General features: G+C 52.8%; 20 protein-coding genes. 13 read left to right on the top strand and 7 right to left on the bottom strand.

Going from position 1 to position 16,356, the window contains the following annotated elements:
- Nucleotides 1-63: 63 nt before the first annotated feature.
- From ACT3T7_RS17060 to rho, 9 genes are all read left to right on the top strand, one after another.
- Nucleotides 64-504, top strand: coding sequence for a YtoQ family protein (locus tag ACT3T7_RS17060; protein ID WP_444631693.1), 441 nt, complete (start codon nt 64-66; stop codon nt 502-504).
- Between the two features lie 548 nt (nt 505-1,052).
- Entirely contained in the window at nt 1,053-1,472 is a 420-nt protein-coding gene (locus ACT3T7_RS17055) for a DUF1198 family protein (protein WP_444631691.1), read from the top strand.
- A 132-nt stretch (nt 1,473-1,604) separates the two neighbouring features.
- Nucleotides 1,605-1,802 carry a hypothetical protein gene (locus ACT3T7_RS17050; protein WP_444631690.1) on the top strand — a complete coding sequence of 66 codons (198 nt, stop codon included), beginning with the start codon at nt 1,605-1,607 and terminating at the stop codon, nt 1,800-1,802.
- Between the two features lie 77 nt (nt 1,803-1,879).
- A complete protein-coding gene (locus tag ACT3T7_RS17045) occupies nt 1,880-2,191 on the top strand; it encodes a hypothetical protein (RefSeq protein WP_444631689.1) in 312 nt (103 codons plus the stop codon).
- An 80-nt stretch (nt 2,192-2,271) separates the two neighbouring features.
- Nucleotides 2,272-2,790, top strand: coding sequence for a hypothetical protein (locus tag ACT3T7_RS17040; RefSeq protein ID WP_444631687.1), 519 nt, complete (start codon nt 2,272-2,274; stop codon nt 2,788-2,790).
- 102 nt (nt 2,791-2,892) lie between these two features.
- On the top strand, nt 2,893-4,779 hold the full coding sequence (locus ACT3T7_RS17035; protein WP_444631686.1) for a DUF4209 domain-containing protein: 1,887 nt from the start codon (nt 2,893-2,895) through the stop codon (nt 4,777-4,779).
- Nucleotides 4,780-4,883: 104 nt separating this feature from the next.
- Nucleotides 4,884-5,252, top strand: coding sequence for a hypothetical protein (locus tag ACT3T7_RS17030; protein WP_444631684.1), 369 nt, complete (start codon nt 4,884-4,886; stop codon nt 5,250-5,252).
- Between the two features lie 79 nt (nt 5,253-5,331).
- Entirely contained in the window at nt 5,332-5,730 is a 399-nt protein-coding gene (locus ACT3T7_RS17025; protein WP_444631682.1) for a GFA family protein, read from the top strand.
- Between the two features lie 86 nt (nt 5,731-5,816).
- On the top strand, nt 5,817-6,776 hold the full coding sequence (gene rho, locus ACT3T7_RS17020; RefSeq protein ID WP_444631680.1) for a transcription termination factor Rho: 960 nt from the start codon (nt 5,817-5,819) through the stop codon (nt 6,774-6,776).
- A 134-nt stretch (nt 6,777-6,910) separates the two neighbouring features.
- Here rho and ACT3T7_RS17015 read toward each other — a convergent pair whose 3' ends face one another.
- Nucleotides 6,911-8,098 carry a DEAD/DEAH box helicase gene (locus ACT3T7_RS17015; RefSeq protein ID WP_444631679.1) on the bottom strand — a complete coding sequence of 396 codons (1,188 nt, stop codon included), beginning with the start codon at nt 8,096-8,098 and terminating at the stop codon, nt 6,911-6,913.
- A gap of 223 nt (nt 8,099-8,321) precedes the next feature.
- On the opposite strand from ACT3T7_RS17015, the gene sugE reads away from it, so the two are divergent.
- Nucleotides 8,322-8,639 carry a quaternary ammonium compound efflux SMR transporter SugE gene (gene sugE, locus ACT3T7_RS17010; protein ID WP_193053173.1) on the top strand — a complete coding sequence of 106 codons (318 nt, stop codon included), beginning with the start codon at nt 8,322-8,324 and terminating at the stop codon, nt 8,637-8,639.
- 163 nt (nt 8,640-8,802) lie between these two features.
- Here the strand turns inward: sugE and ACT3T7_RS17005 are convergent, their stop codons facing one another.
- The 5 genes from ACT3T7_RS17005 to ACT3T7_RS16985 form a co-directional block, all read right to left on the bottom strand.
- Nucleotides 8,803-10,017 carry a pyridoxal phosphate-dependent aminotransferase gene (locus ACT3T7_RS17005; protein WP_444631678.1) on the bottom strand — a complete coding sequence of 405 codons (1,215 nt, stop codon included), beginning with the start codon at nt 10,015-10,017 and terminating at the stop codon, nt 8,803-8,805.
- A gap of 40 nt (nt 10,018-10,057) precedes the next feature.
- Nucleotides 10,058-11,539 (bottom strand): tripartite tricarboxylate transporter permease, encoded by a 1,482-nt coding sequence (locus ACT3T7_RS17000; RefSeq protein ID WP_444631676.1) that lies wholly within the window; start codon nt 11,537-11,539, stop codon nt 10,058-10,060.
- A complete protein-coding gene (locus ACT3T7_RS16995) occupies nt 11,532-12,026 on the bottom strand; it encodes a tripartite tricarboxylate transporter TctB family protein (RefSeq protein ID WP_444631675.1) in 495 nt (164 codons plus the stop codon). The genes ACT3T7_RS17000 and ACT3T7_RS16995 overlap by 8 nt, the downstream gene beginning before the upstream one ends.
- 27 nt (nt 12,027-12,053) lie before the next feature.
- Entirely contained in the window at nt 12,054-13,001 is a 948-nt protein-coding gene (locus ACT3T7_RS16990) for a Bug family tripartite tricarboxylate transporter substrate binding protein (protein WP_444631674.1), read from the bottom strand.
- Between the two features lie 96 nt (nt 13,002-13,097).
- Nucleotides 13,098-14,090: an IclR family transcriptional regulator gene (locus ACT3T7_RS16985; protein ID WP_444631673.1), complete on the bottom strand. Its 993-nt coding sequence runs from the start codon at nt 14,088-14,090 to the stop codon at nt 13,098-13,100.
- A gap of 257 nt (nt 14,091-14,347) precedes the next feature.
- On the opposite strand from ACT3T7_RS16985, the gene ACT3T7_RS16980 reads away from it, so the two are divergent.
- Nucleotides 14,348-14,674: a hypothetical protein gene (locus tag ACT3T7_RS16980; protein WP_444631672.1), complete on the top strand. Its 327-nt coding sequence runs from the start codon at nt 14,348-14,350 to the stop codon at nt 14,672-14,674.
- 3 nt (nt 14,675-14,677) lie between these two features.
- On the opposite strand, the gene ACT3T7_RS16975 is transcribed toward ACT3T7_RS16980, so the two are convergent.
- The gene (locus tag ACT3T7_RS16975) at nt 14,678-15,067 is read right to left on the bottom strand and encodes a mechanosensitive ion channel family protein (protein WP_444631671.1); all 390 of its coding nucleotides are present in this window, start codon (nt 15,065-15,067) and stop codon (nt 14,678-14,680) included.
- Nucleotides 15,068-15,265: 198 nt separating this feature from the next.
- Here ACT3T7_RS16975 and ACT3T7_RS16970 point away from each other — a divergent pair, with 198 nt between their 5' ends.
- Entirely contained in the window at nt 15,266-15,688 is a 423-nt protein-coding gene (locus ACT3T7_RS16970) for a tetratricopeptide repeat protein (RefSeq protein ID WP_172118345.1), read from the top strand.
- An 85-nt stretch (nt 15,689-15,773) separates the two neighbouring features.
- Nucleotides 15,774-16,256 carry a YehS family protein gene (locus ACT3T7_RS16965; RefSeq protein WP_172118236.1) on the top strand — a complete coding sequence of 161 codons (483 nt, stop codon included), beginning with the start codon at nt 15,774-15,776 and terminating at the stop codon, nt 16,254-16,256.
- Nucleotides 16,257-16,356: the final 100 nt, after the last annotated feature.

The following is a 16,356-nucleotide window of genomic DNA, read 5'->3' as shown; positions in this document are numbered from 1 at the left end:
TGGAATATTTTTCCATAAAATGACGCTACAGTTACCTGACAGTCAGCATTCAAGGAGCAAGCCATGAGCTTTTACGTCTACCTTTCCGGCGAGATTCACACCGACTGGCGCGACGAAATCCAGCGCGGCGCCGACGCCGCCGGCCTAGATATAGTGTTCACCGCCCCGGTCACCGACCACGACGCCAGTGACGCCGCTGGCGACCACCTGGGCGAGCAGAGCAACCCGTTCTGGCGTGACCACCAATCCTCCAAGGTCAACGCCATCCGCACCCGCACGCTGATCGAACAAAGCGATTTAGTCGTCGTACGCTTTGGCGATAAATACAAGCAGTGGAACGCCGCGTTTGATGCGGGCTACTGTTCAGCACTCGCCAAGCCCTACATCACCTTGCACTCTGAGGATATCGTTCACCCGTTGAAAGAAGTGGACGCCGGTGCGCAAGCCTGGTGCACCACCACCGAGCAGGTCGTTGAAACCCTCAAGTACGTGCTGAAAGCATAACGCAAGCCACCACTTTGCAGGCCAACTTGGCCTGCCCCCCCCCTTTCCTTAGGACTGCTACAGGCTGGTTTTGTGGGAGCCCGCTTTAGCGCGCGAAAGATTCCGCCTCAATAATCATCACCCCGTAGCGCGGCGTAACGATTTGGCGAGGCACGAGCCAATGAGGCACCCGCGAAGGGCAGCGCTAGCTGCCCCGATGCTAGCGCTCATGCAGCCTTTTAGCTCAAAAAACTGACATCAGATTTTCCTCACCGCGCCCCATTCTTTCCAGTGACCTCGCTGCACTCTGACCTATTGCTGACCGCTGTCATGAAATTACTACGTGACCGAAGGAAAATTTGTGAATAGAGTATGATTGAAATGAGCAAAACGAGCGGGCACGCGAATAATGAATATGCTGCCTGACAATTGGTAAGTGGCATATGAATCAGTACGTTATGGCTTATACCCGGGCTACATAACCTCAATAAACGCGCCGGCGCGTTTATTGAGGTTATGCAGATGGGGATATAATCACTGTTAGCTGAAAATAACCTATGGAGCATCAAATGATTTGGTACTGGGTAATTGGCATCGCTTTAGTGTTAGGAATTGTCTACAAAGTAATTTCTTCAAAGCCGAGATCAGTTGCTGTCAGCATTGGGCGGAAGATCAACGTCAAGGCACATTTTATTGAGAGCATGATTACAGCTATGGGAGCTCAGCGGGGGCACATGTTTGTAGAGCATATGTCCCGAGGTGGGGAGGAGTATCTAGAGAAAGGTGTATATACATTTGTCATATTTGAGATCTCAAAAAACGATCACGAGAAGAACATCAGCTGGTGGAAGTCAAAACTGAAGGAATCCGGCTTCGACCCTCAAATCGATGAAGAAAAAGCAGAGGCCGCATTTACTTATCTTAAAGATGCGGGTGCAGATCATTCACAAATCCCAAATTTCATTAATGTATACAACTCAATAAGCTAACAAGGCCAAGCACTGCGACGTATTTTTCGCCGCGCCTGCGGCTCCACAAAAAATATGCGCGTGTTGGCAGCGTTAGACTCATCAAAACCAATAAACCTTTACACTCTAAATAACTTTCGTGGAGAGCAAGTAATGAGCAATAAGGAAATAGCACCCGAGGGTTTTGTAATAATGAACCCACTTACAGGCCGTCCGATGGAAAAAACACCAAGCGGGATACCCCTGAAGGACGTCACATTTAAAACTAAAGAAGAATTAAACAAATTTGTGGAGCAACACTGGGAAAACCCAGTATTTATGACCGATGGCAAAAATCTTGAATTGCCATAACAGCCACCAAATATAACTTTTTAAGTAAAAATAGTCACGCTAAGTTCCGCCATCAAGCTAATGCTCAAGATGCCATTATGAATTACTACGAAAAAACATTAGTCTCACTTAAGGAAGTCAAGAGCGCCAGCGCTCATATGACCGCGCTCGGAAAAATAAGAGCTGCCACTGAGGATTCAACTCTCATACAGGCGATTGACACGCTTGTTCGTGAACTCCAAAACGGACATGCAAGAAGCAAGAGTAAGGGAACTCCATTTTCAATAGAAAATGCTCAAGCCCCAGAAGCAAAAGCACTGATTAATTATTGTCAAAAAGCTGTTGGCTCAAAGAAACCAGAGTGGCAAATCCTTGCAGAGCGTAATGGCTGGACACCACCAAAAGTCTAACAACTGGTTCAAACCGTTCGCTGCGCTCACTGGGACGGGCTAAAGCCCGCCCCTTAACCATACGTTATAAAGAGTGAAGGATGTCAATGACGTTCGACCTGGTTCTAACTCCGTCTACGTTGATTGCGTTTGTTGCATTAGGCTCGTCGATCGCTTCGCTTTCAGTATCCGTCTGGTTCTGGAAAAAATCGTTTCGACCAATAGTCACTGCTATGGTGAAAACGCACCAAGCTGACAATAAAGCCATCGCCTACGACCTACAAATAGCCAATTCGGGGTCGTTGCCAGCGCGTAACATACGATTGAGCATCAATATGTCCGAAATCGAGTCGGCGTTAGGCCGTGACGCAACGCAAGAGAACAAGGCTCGGTGGCTTTGCTGCTTTGAAGAAAAACACATCATCCGTGTTTTGCAAAATACGCAGGAAACTACTTGCTCATTTGGCACTTCAATGGCCGACGATGGTGGTTTTTGGCGTTACGGTTCTTGTTTTCCGATCACTATTAAGTATGAAGGGTGGTTCGGTAAGAAATACTCAGACCAGCAAGTGATCCAGGTAACGGATAGTGTGAGCTTTACAGGCTTTAGCTGGTCGTGAATATGTATAACAAGTCGCTGCAGTTGGCCGCCCAAAGCGCTGTTGCGCTTCGGTCGGCAACCGAGCGTCGGCGTTAGGCACCCTCAAACAAGGCGAATCAAGTTGACACGCTATCCGGCCAATACACCGATAACAAGAGAAGCCTTCGAATCATCACGCTGGGATGAGGCCCTCAATGCGGCCGCACGAGAAGACTACTCATCCATGTGGCAAGCACTATCGACGGCCGCTCGTGAGGCTGTTGATGGAGGTAATCCGGAGCAAGGACGTGTTCTCTGGCTTCTCGCAGATGCGTGCTCAATGATGTTAAAGGCGGGAAGCATCAACGAGCCCTTTAAGCCTTTCATGGTCATGGATGGCAAGCGATCAGCATTGCCCGATGATTTGGGTGAGGAAGAAATCGCCTTCTTTTCATCAATATACGGCGAACTAGATGATCCTAAGTTGAGGGCCAGGATCGCAGATTTGGTTTGGCTAGTCGCCAAACCCAGACAGCCTCAGGCTGCGCTAGCAGCTATTGACGCATATCACCAAATTGCAATTAGCACCGAGAGTTGGGTCAGAGATGGTCGCGAATGTTGGGATCGCGCCATTCAATTGTGTCTGATGCTTAGAGCTGGAGCCGGCGATCGAATTCAAGCGATAGAGCAAGAAATTTTGGCCGGGCTTTTTGGCTCGAGCATTGAAGACGGCTACCTGCCAGTGTGGATTGCTGATTTACTGGATAAACATCGTCTCGGAAAGGATCGCCGTCATAATGTGGCCTCTCATCTCGAAACATTAGCCAACACATATGCCGAGTCGGGGAATATTCAACGTTCTCGCGATTTTTATGAAGCAGCTGAGCAATGGTATGCCCGTGGCGGAAACCAAGAAAAGATGGCGGAAATGATCGTTCAGTCCGCCGAAGCCTGGGTTAATGAGGCTATCGGTCGGCAGTCTGGTGGTTCAGCCCCAAGCCACATGGTGGCGGGTAGCTTCTATGAAAATGCAATTCAAAAATATAGGTCAGTCCCTCGAGCCTATCGTGAAGCGCATAACGTTGATGTTCGAGTGGCTGAACTCCGGGCCGAGTTGAATGAGGCGGGAGAGCTGTCGCTTGAGGAAATGGGCGTTATTTCGTCAGAACCGGTTGATATTTCAGAGTTAATACAAAACGCGAAGAAGGCAGTCCGAGGAAAACCTCCCCTGGAGGCACTCCTCGCGCTAGCCAACATCTACCGTGGAGCTAAAGTCGAAAAAATTCAGGAACTCTCCCGGGAGATGATGGCGCAATACCCATTGCAGGCTCTATTTGCTGCAACACACATGTCCTCCGACGGTCGAGTGATTGCCAAGCGTCCCGGAGCCGACTTCGGGTCAGCCGAAGCTGAAGAAAGGGCATTGTGGGCAGAAACGGTCAAGCATTACGTTATGGAACTGGAAATCGTAGTTCAGGGTGATATCTGGCCCGCCTTGGAAGTTGTCAGGCTTGAGCACCGTATCCGGGAGCGCGATTTCGTCGCGTTGGCCAAGCAATCACCGCTCGTGCCGGCCGGTCGAGAGCAACTTGTTGGCAAGGGGCTCTATGCGGGCTTCGATAACGATGTCGTTACCGCACTGCACATTCTGGTCCCTCAGCTGGAACACCTGGTTCGGTGTCACTTGAAACAAGCTGGCGTGCAAACTACAAATCTCGATCAAGGTGGCATAGAGAACGAGAACGGTCTGAGCACGTTGATGGAAAACGATACTGTGAAGGCCATTTTCGGCGAGGACATAGCCTTTGAAATCAAGGCGCTTTTCTGCGACCCGTTCGGCCCAAACCTGCGAAATGAACTTGCACACGGGCTAATTGGCGTAGATCAGGCACAGTCCACTTACTCCATCTATGCGTGGTGGCTCATGCTCAAGATTGTGTTTAACACATTCTGGAACGCCCGAAACCATCCGACAGAAACCGATAACGGAGAATCTGATGATCAGGCGGAGGAGCCGCCGGGTGCCTAACAAACGGCTGTTGTCGCCCCTTCGGGGCTGGGACGGCCTTTCCGCCGCTTCGCGGCTACAAGTCCGCCCCAAAGCCGGGCGTTAAGCCGTAAAGGAGAAGTTGTATGCCGAAGAAGGCTTCAGATGTTTTTAACGAAAAAGACTACGTTTTCGGGTCAAAAGGTAATTTCAAAGACGCTTTTCCTGAAGTTCAGGAAATGTCCATTCATGTTATAGAGTTAGAAAGCCTAATCTGGATGAAAGAACAGACAACACATTACCTCACCGCAAAGTACCCTGGCGGTGAATACATTGATTGCACCAATCCATCGTGTGACGGTGGTGGTTTTTCGATGGGTAATGTTTTACGAGAAGCGGTAAACAGCAAGGAAAAAGAGATAGTAAAAAGCATTACATGCCAAGGGAGCGAAACCACCGGAAGGCGGTGTATGCATGTGTTCAAAGTTAGTGGTTCTGTCAAGTATAGGGCTTAGCGAGCGTATGTTGGCGGACTGGTTTTCTGCTGTGCCCCAAACCAGCCGCAAATGCGGTCGTAAAATAGCGAGTTTAAAAATGACCCTATCAGGCAGCTGCCTCTGCGGCGGCATCCAATACGAAATAACCGGCCCCCTAACCGACGTCTACCACTGCCACTGCTCGATGTGCCGCAAGCTCCACGCAGCCGCTTTTCGAACCTGTGCCAAGGTGCAGGCCAGCGACTGGCGAACCATCAAAGGCGAAGAGCTACTTAAAACTTACGAGTCGTCGCCCGGGGAGTTCAAGGTCTTCTGTTCGACCTGCGGGTCCAGCATTCATACTCGGTTCACGGAAAAGCCGGAGGTTTACGCGCTTCCCCTTGGCACCCTCGATACCGATCCCGGTGTGCGTCCAGGCCGCCATGTGTTCGTGGGCAACAAGGCACCGTGGTACGAGATTGCCGACGATTTGCTCCAGTTCACTGAGAATGGCTGAGGCAGTGTTGCTCGCGCTCAATACCATTTTCAAAGCCCAGCCATTACTCTATTCACCCAGCTTACCCAAGGCGATCCATCGATCTTATGACGAGAAAAACACTAAGCTTAAAAGTTAAAAGACAGACTGACGCCAAGCCCGCCGACGAATTAGGCGACCAATTCTCCGATGACCCCGAAAAACGCTTTTTAAACGGCGTCGCGATTCATCCTTCCCCCCGCATTCATTTAGAGCCTGGTTCCAAGCAGCGCAGTGTGCGCGCGATGGATTTGATCACGCCCATCGGGATGGGGCAGCGTGGCTTAATCGTGGCACCGCCAGGCTCCGGCAAAACGACGTTGCTCAAACACATCTGCCAGGCTGTGGCCGAGGCGCACCCGGATATCAAGCTGTATGCCTTGCTGATCGATGAGCGCCCTGAAGAGGTGACGGATTTCAAGCGCAGCGTGTCGGCAGAGGTACATGCGTCGTCGTCAGACGAAAGCTACGCCCACCATGTGCGTATGGCCGATAAGCTCCTTAAAACGGCGCGCAAACAAGCGGGTGAAGGGCACGATGTGATGATCGTGATCGATTCGCTGACTAGGCTTTCACGCGTTCATAATGCCGAGCAGCGGGGCAATGGCCGTACCATGTCGGGTGGGTTGGATGCCCGAGCGATGGAAATACCGCGCAAGCTGTTTGGCGCCGCGCGAAAGATCGAAAACGGCGGGTCGCTCACCATTCTGGCCACCGTGCTGGTGGATACGGGAAGCCGTATGGATCAGGTGATTTTCGAGGAGTTTAAGGGCACGGGCAATATGGAGATCGTGCTGTCACGCGAGGTGGCCAATCAGAGGATTTTCCCGGCCATAGATATCGCCAAAAGCAGTACCCGGCGCGAAGAACTTTTGATTGAGGCAAAAGACATGGAAAAAGTACGCACACTGCGTAGAGCGTTGACACAACTTAAACCAGTGGAAGGCGCGCAGAAGTTATTTGATTTATTGGAGAAATATCCAACCAATGCCGAACTATTGGACGCGTTTTCACCAGGCTCAGCCTAGTCATCAGGAAGACCTTTAACGGCTACACTGCTTACCCATGGTTTGTTTAAATAGACCTTAATTGCAAACGCCTTTAGTAGAGAAGCTCACCTTTTATTCATTAAGAGGTGAGCTTCTTTGGTAAGGCTTAACGATTACTTTTTCTTAAAGTTCAGGTTTGAAGCGGGCACTACTTTTCGAACCGGAAAGCCTTCAATTTCTTTGCGCTCAATAATGCTGTCTAATCGCCTTTCAATGGCGCAAAGATTTTTAAAGTCGCCCAAGGCGACAAACGAGATAGCTTCACCAGAGGCACCCGCACGGCCGGTTCGGCCAATACGGTGGATGTACTCTTCTGGTTGAAAGGGTAAATCGTAATTCACCACACGGCTTAGCTCGCCAATATCCAACCCCCGTGCGGCAACCTCCGTGGCGACCAAGTACTTTAGCTCGCCAGATTTGAACTGCGCCAAAATCTTTTCGCGCATGGCCTGGCTTCTGTCGCCATGAATGGAATCCGCTTTGATGCCACGTTTTGCGAGTTGGTCAACCAGCTTGGCCGCGCCGTGTTTTTTCTCAATAAAAATAAGCGCCTGATCCCACGCTTGCTCGTTAATCAGGTGGCTCAGAAGGGCGGACTTGGTGTCTTTGTCTACGGCGATTAGCCATTGTTTGATATTAGCGGCGGCGCGAATGTTGGGAGAAATGGATATTTCAGACGCTAGATCGGTCATCTTGCTGTCTGAAAAGCCGTAGGCGAGGGCGCGAACGTCGCCATTCATGGTGGCCGAAAACAGCAGGTTCTGACGGTTTTCAGGCAGGCGTTCAATGATTTTGTTGATATCGTCGACAAAACCCATGTCGACCATTCTGTCCGCTTCGTCCAACACCATGGCTTTGAGTTCATCAAAGTGCAGCGCACGCTGATGCGCCAAATCCAGCAATCTACCCGGTGTGGCGACAAGGATATCAACCCCTTCAATTAAACGCTGTTTTTGAGGTTCGCTATCCACACCGCCATACACCGCCATAGATGTTAAGCGCAGATGTTTAGCGTATTGAGCCACACTGGCTTCAACCTGAACTGCTAGCTCGCGGGTCGGTACGAGGATCAGCGCACGGATGCGTTTGCCGCGTAGCGTTCCCGCTGTACTAAATCTTTCCAGCAGAGGCAGAACGAAGGCAGCGGTTTTGCCTGTTCCGGTTTGTGCGGTGGCGATTAAATCGTTACCCGAAAGAATGGCAGGAATCGCCTGTTCCTGAATGGGCGTTGGGGCTTTGTAACCAAGTTTGGTAATCGCTTGAACAAGTGGGCTGGATAAGCCTAGTTTTGCAAATGACATAGGGGGCTCTGACGGGATGTCGTAAGGGGTGTCGAAATGAAAATATGCCGCAGTATAACGTAGTGCTTGTAGTAGCGCTGATTTACCGTGTTGCGTGAACTTTGCACATGCCTTGCTGCTCCGCATCCAAATCCCGAATAGGGCGGGCTGACCCGCAACGCCGTGCGCCATTATGAGATAATCGAGTCAGAGAATTGATTAAGCAATCGACGATGAGGAATACATGAGCTGGTTTATATTGTTTGTAGCGGGCCTTTTGGAGATCGGCTGGGCCATCGGGCTGAAATATTCGGTGGGCTTTACAAAACTCTGGCCGACTGCCTGGACGCTACTTTCGCTAGTGGCGAGTTTTCTACTGCTGGGCCTGGCGCTGAAAACCCTGCCCGTGGGTACCGCTTACGCGATATGGGTAGGGATTGGCGCAGTGGGGACGGCCATTTTAGGCATCGTGCTGTTTGGCGAATCTTTGGGCGTACTCAAACTAATGAGTTTAACGCTGATCGTTGCGGGGCTTGTCGGGCTTAAACTCGCCCATGCTTGATGATTATACCTTTGTCTGTAGAACATGCCTTTGGTTTGACTCATAAATCGCGGGTGTTGAGCACGGCGAGCTATAAATCAAGCTCATCGTGCTGCTATTACGTTTGTCATTGTGCGCCGGTAGGGGGTCCCATACTCGGTAAAAGGGCTGCTATGGTAAGCGCTCAGGCGGATGTATCACCGGGTAGAAGTGTTTCAAGGTTATCCATAGCGCGGCCTATATTCTTCCGTGAAGTAGCAAATGAGAAACGAATATGTCCGGGGCTACCGAAAGCGCTGCCCGGCACGCAGGCGACGTTGGCGGTTTCCAGTAGCATGGTGGCAAGCGCTACGTCGGTGTTGGCGCTGAGGCCGTTTTTCAATGGGCGCCCGAGATAAGCGGTCATATCCGGGAACACATAGAAGGCTCCATCGGGTGCTTTGACCGGCATGCCCATAAGGCGCTCCAGCCCATCGCTGATCAAATCGCGCCGCGCGCAGTATTCGCTTAGCGCCGATACGATGAACTCCTGGGGCCCGGTCAGCGCCTCGATCGCCGCGGCCTGACTAATGGAACAGGGGTTCGCGGTCGTCTGTGATTGGATCTTGGAGGCGACTTTGGCAAGTTCCGCCGGTGCGGCCAAGTAGCCGATTCGCCAGCCCGTCATCGCATAGGCCTTCGCAACGCCGTTGATGATGACAGTGCGATCAAACAACGCAGGGCAGGCTTCGCCAAAGCTGGCAAATGGCGTATCCAGATAGTAGATGTGCTCGTATATCTCGTCTGACATGATCAGCACGCGCGGGTGGCGCGCCAGTACCTCGCCCAGCGCTTTGTACTCGCCGCGGGAGTAGACTGCGCCGGTGGGGTTGGCCGGAGAGTTGAAAATAACCCAGCGCGTCGCGGGCGTGATGGCGTCTTCCAGCGCTTGTGGTGTGAGTTTGTAGTTGGAGGCCGCGCTGCAAGGTACGGCCCGCGGAATGCCTCCCGCCAGGGTTGATACGCCAGTATAAGAGACCCAGTGCGGCGCGCCGAAGAGTACTTCGTCACCGGGGTTCAGCGTGGCTAGCAGGGTGTTGTAAATCGACTGCTTCGCCCCGTTGGCGCAGGAGATATTCTCGCGGGTGTACGTCAACGTATTGTCGCGCTTGAACTTCTCAACCACGGCGTCCTTGAGTTCGGCGGAGCCATCCGGCACGGTGTAGCGGGTCGCGCCGCCGCGCATGGCCCGTTCGGCGGCGTCCAACACGTGGGGCGGCGTATCAAAATCCGGCTCCCCCAGCGAGAGATTGATCACCGGCGCCCCTGCGGCCTTCAGTTCGGTTGCCTTCGCGGCGACCGCCAAGGCGGCGGCTGGCTTGATCTTGTTCAACAGGTCTGACTGATAGGAGATGGTCATGGCATCGGCTTTGTATCGGTGGTGAGTGTGTCGGCACGCATCAGTGTGCCCTCTGGAATTTGATCAGACGCAGCAGGGGAGGCAGCGCAAGAAATACGGCGGTCAGAACGAACAGCGTCAGCGCAATGGGGCTTTCCAGGAAACCAAGGAAGTTACCGTTGGTAAGAATCATGCCCTGGCGCAGGCTCTGTTCGATCATGTTGCCGAGCACGAAGCCGATGACCACCGGCGCGAGCGGAAAACCCAGCAGTCGCATGGCAAAGCCCGCTAGCCCTGCCACCAGCATGAGCCCCAGATCGAACGCGCTGTAGTTGACCGAATACGTGCCGATAGCAACGAGAATGATGACCGCGGCCAGAAGCAACTGCTCGGGCACACGGATGATGCGCGAGAACAGCGGGCAGAGCAGAGCGCCCAAAGCGAACATGGCGATGTTGATAAAAAAGAGGCCGGCGAAAATGAAGGTGGTGAGATCCGGGTTCTCGGTGAACAGTTTGGGGCCTGGTGTTACGCCCTGCAGCGTGAGCGCTCCCAGCATGACCGCCGTGATTGGATCGCCCGGAATGCCGAGCGAAAGCGTTGGCACTAGCGCCCCTGAAGTGACCGCATTGTTCGCGGTTTCTGAGGCCAGCAGGCCATCGGGTTCGCCCTTGCCAAAGTTCTCCCTGTTTGGAGAGACGCGGCGCGCCTCGGCATAACTGATCATTGAGGCGGCGGTGGCGCCCACGCCGGGCAGGGTGCCCACGGCCGTGCCGATAACCGACGAGCGTAAAAGAATCTGCCAACGCGAGAGCAAATCCCTGAGCGCCGGCAGACGAAAGCCGGATTGGGTATTGCCCAGGGTGGCGGGGAGTTTGGTGGACAGGCGTGAAAATACTTCAGATAGAGCAAAGAGACCTACGAGAAGCGGAATGAGGCCGACGCCCGCTGATAGTTCGAAGGAAGAGAAGTCTAGGCGAAGGCTGCCGGTCAGCGGGTCTTGGCCGATGGTGGCGATCAGCAAGCCGAACAGGCAGGCGATAAGCCCCTTGAGCCGCGCCTCGCCAGAAACTGCGACTACACAGGTTAAGGAGAAAATCCCAAGTGCGAAATATTCTATAGGGCCAAATCTCAGCCCGAAGCGAGCCAGCACCGGAGCAGCCATCACAAGAATTACCGCCGACAGCAGACCGCCGATAGTAGAGCCCACGGTGGCCCAGCCCATGGCTTGGGGGCCCTTGCCCTGGACCATCATCGGGTAGCCATCCAGCAGCGTCGCGGCGGATTGCGGGGTGCCGGGCGTATTGATGGTAATAGCCGAAAGCGAGCCTCCATAGACCGAGCCACAATAGAGCGAAAGCAGCAGTATGATGCTGGCCTGGGGATCGAGCACGAAGGTGAGCGGCAGTGCCAAGGTGATCGCTAGTACGGAGCCAAGACCCGGCATGGCGCCAATCAAAATGCCTGCGCCGGTGCCGGCAATGACCAGAAAGATGACCTGAGGGTCGCTGAGACTTTGCAACGCAGTTAGAAGGCTATCCATCGGTTCCTCCAGCGATCATTTCGAGAACGGTATCCAGCCCTACGCCTGGCGGGCGGATACTGAATCCATACGTGAAGACGAGCCAGATCAGGGGGACGAACACGAGCGTGAATACCGCGACGACAACGTAGTTTCGGTAGCCCATGCTGAAACAAAAAAGAGGCACCAGTAACAACGCCGAGGGTAAAAAGCCAAGCGAGTCGAAGGCGAGCAGAAACAGAGCGATCAACCCCACGCCGGCCCACAGTCGGATGCTCTTGAAGGGGAGCTTGATGCGCTCCCCTTGCTCCGAACGCTTGGCCATCCCCTTGCCGATGAGCAACAGTGAGGCCAGTCCCATCAGAATTAACAGCACCCTGGGATACCAGAAAGGGTTGTTGGCCATATCCTGCCCAACGGCAGGCTGGCCGGTGGTTTGTAGCCAGAACAGCAGGGTGAGACCGAAAAAGATCACCCCGCCGACCAGGTCAGACAAGTGCTTTGACATGGGATGTTCCTTTGCGTCGATTGGCGATCACTCGGTGGTGATGTTATCGATGATCAGGGCCGTGGCTTCGCTTTGTGTCTGAACTTCCTCGGCCATATCTTCGCTGTCGAGGTAGCCTGCCTGCGCTCCCAGCCGGGACAACACTTCGAGATACCGCTCTTGCTGAGTCGCGTTCGCGCAGGCGTCGCCCAGAGTTGCGGCGATATCGTCGGAGACGCCTTTCGGAGCAACAACGCCTCCCCACCAGGAGAAGGTGGTGTCAAAGCCCTGCTCGATGCTTGTCTCGACATCGGGCATCATGTCCGAGCGCTCGTCAGACATCACCGCGATGGTGTGCAGCTCGTTTTGAAGCGCAATGGGGATAACCGCCATCATAAGGTCGATATGCCCGCCCATGAGCGCGGCCGCGCCGGCTGCGTCGCCGTTCATCGGCACGTGACGGATTTCGATACCGGTTTCCGCAAGGAGCATCTCCATCGCAAGGTGTGGAAGCGAGCCGGGGCCTGGCGAGCTGTAGGTCAATTCACCCGGATGCTCGCTTGCGTAGGCGACCAAGTCGCCCAACCCTTCGAAAGGGGAGTCAGGCTTGGTCGCCAGCACTTGGGGCGAATCGAAAGTCTTGCAGATATAGGTAAAGTCGTTGGTCGAGTAGGGCGTATCGCGCATGTGTGGTTGGCTGATCAGCGGAGCGGCGGCCACATAGCCAATGGTGTAGCCATCGGGGCGTGCACGCGCCACGTTGGCGGTGCCAATCGTTGCCGCGCCGCCGCCAATATTCTTGACTGGGAAGGCGGTGCCCAGAATATCTTCCATTTCCCGCGAAAACGCGCGGCCCAGCAGATCAGTACTTCCGCCTGCGTTGAACGGTACGATGACCGATACCGGGCGGGTCGGATAGTCGGCTGCCTGGGAAAGCACCGGAACGGCAGCAAGCGTTGCGCCGATGAGCGTTGTGGCAGTTAGTTTGATGATCATGGCGATGTCTCCACTGGTATTGGGAATATTGTCGTTATTAATTAGCCTCGAAAGGCGGTTTGCCAATTCTGCTCTGGTGGGCGTAGATGCCCAGATTCAGCCCTGCTGCGGTGTAAGCGCTTCTTCATCAAGGGCGGTTGCTCCGAAAAGGTTCTCGGTCAGTTTTGCCATGCGCGAGCCGATGATGTTGGCTCGGTTGCTCGATAGTCTGGAATCTGGGGCCATGACGCTCAGTACGCCGGCGACCCGCCCTGTAGGTCCGACGACCGGTACCGCAGTGGCGGCGGCATTCGGAATTCGCTCGTTATGACAGTAGGCGTAGCCCTGTTTTCGAAAGGCATGGGCATCTTCGATCAGCGTTTCCAGGCTGACCAGCGGCTCGTGAGTACCCAGCGCGCCCAAGCGGTAAACGATGCGGGTAACTTCCTCGGTTTTGTGTCCCGAAAGCCAGGCGCGCCCGGCGGCGCCTCTCAGCACCGAGTGGGCGCTACCAAGGGGAAGCGAATAGCTCAGCGGCTGCTTGCAGGAAATCACTTCCGTCACCACCTGAAAGCCATCTGTTTCACGGAAAAAGGTGATGGTTTCGCCGGTCTCATCAGAAAGGCGCTGCATGATCGGGCGCAGCGCGGTCAGAGTGGGTGAGCCCCGCAGTAGCGGCTGTGCATAGCCAAGTATCGCTGGAGAGATTCGCCAGTGATCGGCACCTATGGGGTCCACCAGGCGATAACGGTGCAGATCGTCCAGTGCCGAATGAATTTGCGGCAGTGACAAGGACGAGTTCTGATGAAGTATTTGCGCGCTGACCCCCTCGACGGGATTGCTAATTGAGATCTTGCGCAAAAGCTCGAGTGCATCTCCCAGCGAGGCGGCGCCCGCCTGGTTGACGGTCGCTTCATAACGTAATCCACCCTGAACTACCTGTACGTAGCCTGCCGTTTCCAGCGTTTTCAGCATACGAAACGCCACAGTGCGAGACAGCTCGGCCTTGACGGCGACTTCTGTCATGGAGATCGGCTCGCCCGCTTCGGATACGATACGGAGTACCCTAAGAGATTTCAGAGCGGTTTGAAGTATATTTTTTGTCGTCATAATTTACTTATATCGGAAATTTTCGTTTTTAGGTATAGATCATTGGTCCAATAGGCCTAACCTTGATTTGTTTTAAAGATGCATAGCATTTTAAGTCGTTATTCTAGGCTTAAAAGCTCTTTCAAAGTGGAATGTATAGAGCTCTGGTAGCATTTACTCGACACTTTTGTTGATTTAATTGCTTTTATAGGATTTTTTTGCTATAAGAAATTTCTCATGCAGGCAATGTTTGAAACGATAATAAAGAGGATAACACCATGATTATTCGCTGGTGGCGCGCCGTAGCTGGTACCGATGAGGTTCTTCAACAGTATGCAGAACACCTTGAGCGCACGACGTTTCGTGAGATGGCCGAGCTCCCGGGGCATCTTGGCGCAACTCTGTCGACCAAAGTCGAGGGTAAGGACAATGAACTGGTCGTTGCCAGCTTTTGGGAAGATCTTGAATCCGCAGGCCATTTCGAGGGCGCCGCTTTCGACGATGCTGTCGTGAAACCGAGCACACAAAAACTGCTCCAGTCCTTCGATTTAAAAGTTGAGTATTTCGAAACCGTCGTGGCAACGGGCATTCTGGCTGACAAATAAACTTCACCATGTAATGCTTTCCGAGTGCCGCATTGTGCGGCGCTCCGGGTTATGAGTGTAATTGAGAATGATGCCCTTGAAGACGTCGGCGTTAGGGATACGCCGTTGATTTCCCACCAGCGTCATAAGAATGGTGGCGCGTGAGGTCAGATGTACCACGATGCCTTCTCTGTCGTTGATAACTACGTGGTCTCGCGCCTGAAAGGGTTGGCGGATGCTGAGCATCAAGGAGGCGATGTAGTTTTCGATGGTGTCTTTGACGGCAAAACCAATGGCGATACCGATCACCCCAGCTCCTCCTCGCAGGGCACCTATAATCGTCTCGGCGCCGATTAGGCTTAACGCCATGATTAGCCCGAGAATAATGCAGATTACCTTGATGGTTTGTGTCAATAGCTTGGAGACGAACGTGTTAGGCGTTACTCGCTGCCAAACTATGCCAACTCGACGTTACTGTCGGAAAAACCTTCAAGAGAGCGCTTCACGGGTATAATGCGCCCCATCGCCAATTGCCGTAGTGTGGGCGCGCATATCGGGTCGTATCGGCGAGTTTATCAGTCGATTCTCATTTTACTGTTGAAGGTAGCTGACATGATCAATACCAAAATTTACAAGGCTGTTTATGAGTTGGCTGAAAAGCTGATGAAGGCGGCAGAGAAGGACGATCGAGAGACGTTTGATTCGCTTTATGCAGAGCTGAACGCCATTTGTATTGAGCATGAAGATACCGATAAGGATCATCCAGAGCAGTGGGAAACGTTGGCGGATTTTACCGAAGAGCTGGATGACGCGCTGGTGATGTATGAAAAGGCGCTTCACAAAGCCGAGGTCGCCAATGCTAAAGACCACCTGTCGTCTATCGGTTTTTCAATGGCGACCCTGCAGGTTGAGTTGGGCCAGGAAGAGGCTGCTATTCAACATCTGCAAAATGCCAAAATCAGTGCCAACAAGATTGAAGATAAAGATTTGAAAGCAGAAATTGATGAGCTGCTTGAAAAACTGACAGCGAAATAGCTGGCTTTGTTGTTACCATGATGATCTTGATAAATGCACATCCAGCGGGATTGTGCTGGGTTTTCCTAAGACCAGGAGCTGTCGTTTGACCAATAATGATATTTTTCGCCGTATCCGGTACTGCTTTGATTTAAAAGATACTGCCGTATTGAAAGTTTTCGCGCTGGCAGAGTTCACAGTATCTGAGGAGCAGGTGTCCGGGTGGCTAAAAAAGGAGGAAGACGAAAAATTCCTTAAGATGAGAGACCGCGAGTTGGCCGCGTTTCTTAACGGATTTATTAGCTATAAGCGTGGGAAGCGTGACGGCGAGCAGCCCGCGCCAGAAAGTAACTTGAACAACAATATGGTGTTCCAGAAGCTGCGCATTGCGCTGAATTTAAAAGCCGACGATATTCTAGCTATTTTTGAGCAGGCCGAGTTTCGGTTGAGCAACCACGAGTTAAGTGCTTTCTTCCGCAAGCCTACGCATAAAAATTATCGTGAGTGTAAAGACCAGGTGTTGCGTAATTTTTTAATGGGTCTTCAGTTCCAGCAACGCCCTGAATCCAGGGGTTCAGAAGAAGTCTGAGGTTGTCCGCCGCTGTGATTTACAGGGGTTCAGAAGTAAGAAATGGCCATTCAATGCGAATGGCCATTTGCTGTTAAGCATTTTTCAAACAGAACCTAAT

Origin of the sequence: Halomonas sp. 111 (assembly GCF_052379685.1) — a bacterium.
In the GTDB taxonomy this organism is placed as follows: domain Bacteria; phylum Pseudomonadota; class Gammaproteobacteria; order Pseudomonadales; family Halomonadaceae; genus Vreelandella; species Vreelandella citrativorans.
The sequence above is the reverse complement of the archived record's forward strand: the minus strand, read 5'-3'. Positions and strand labels throughout refer to the sequence as shown.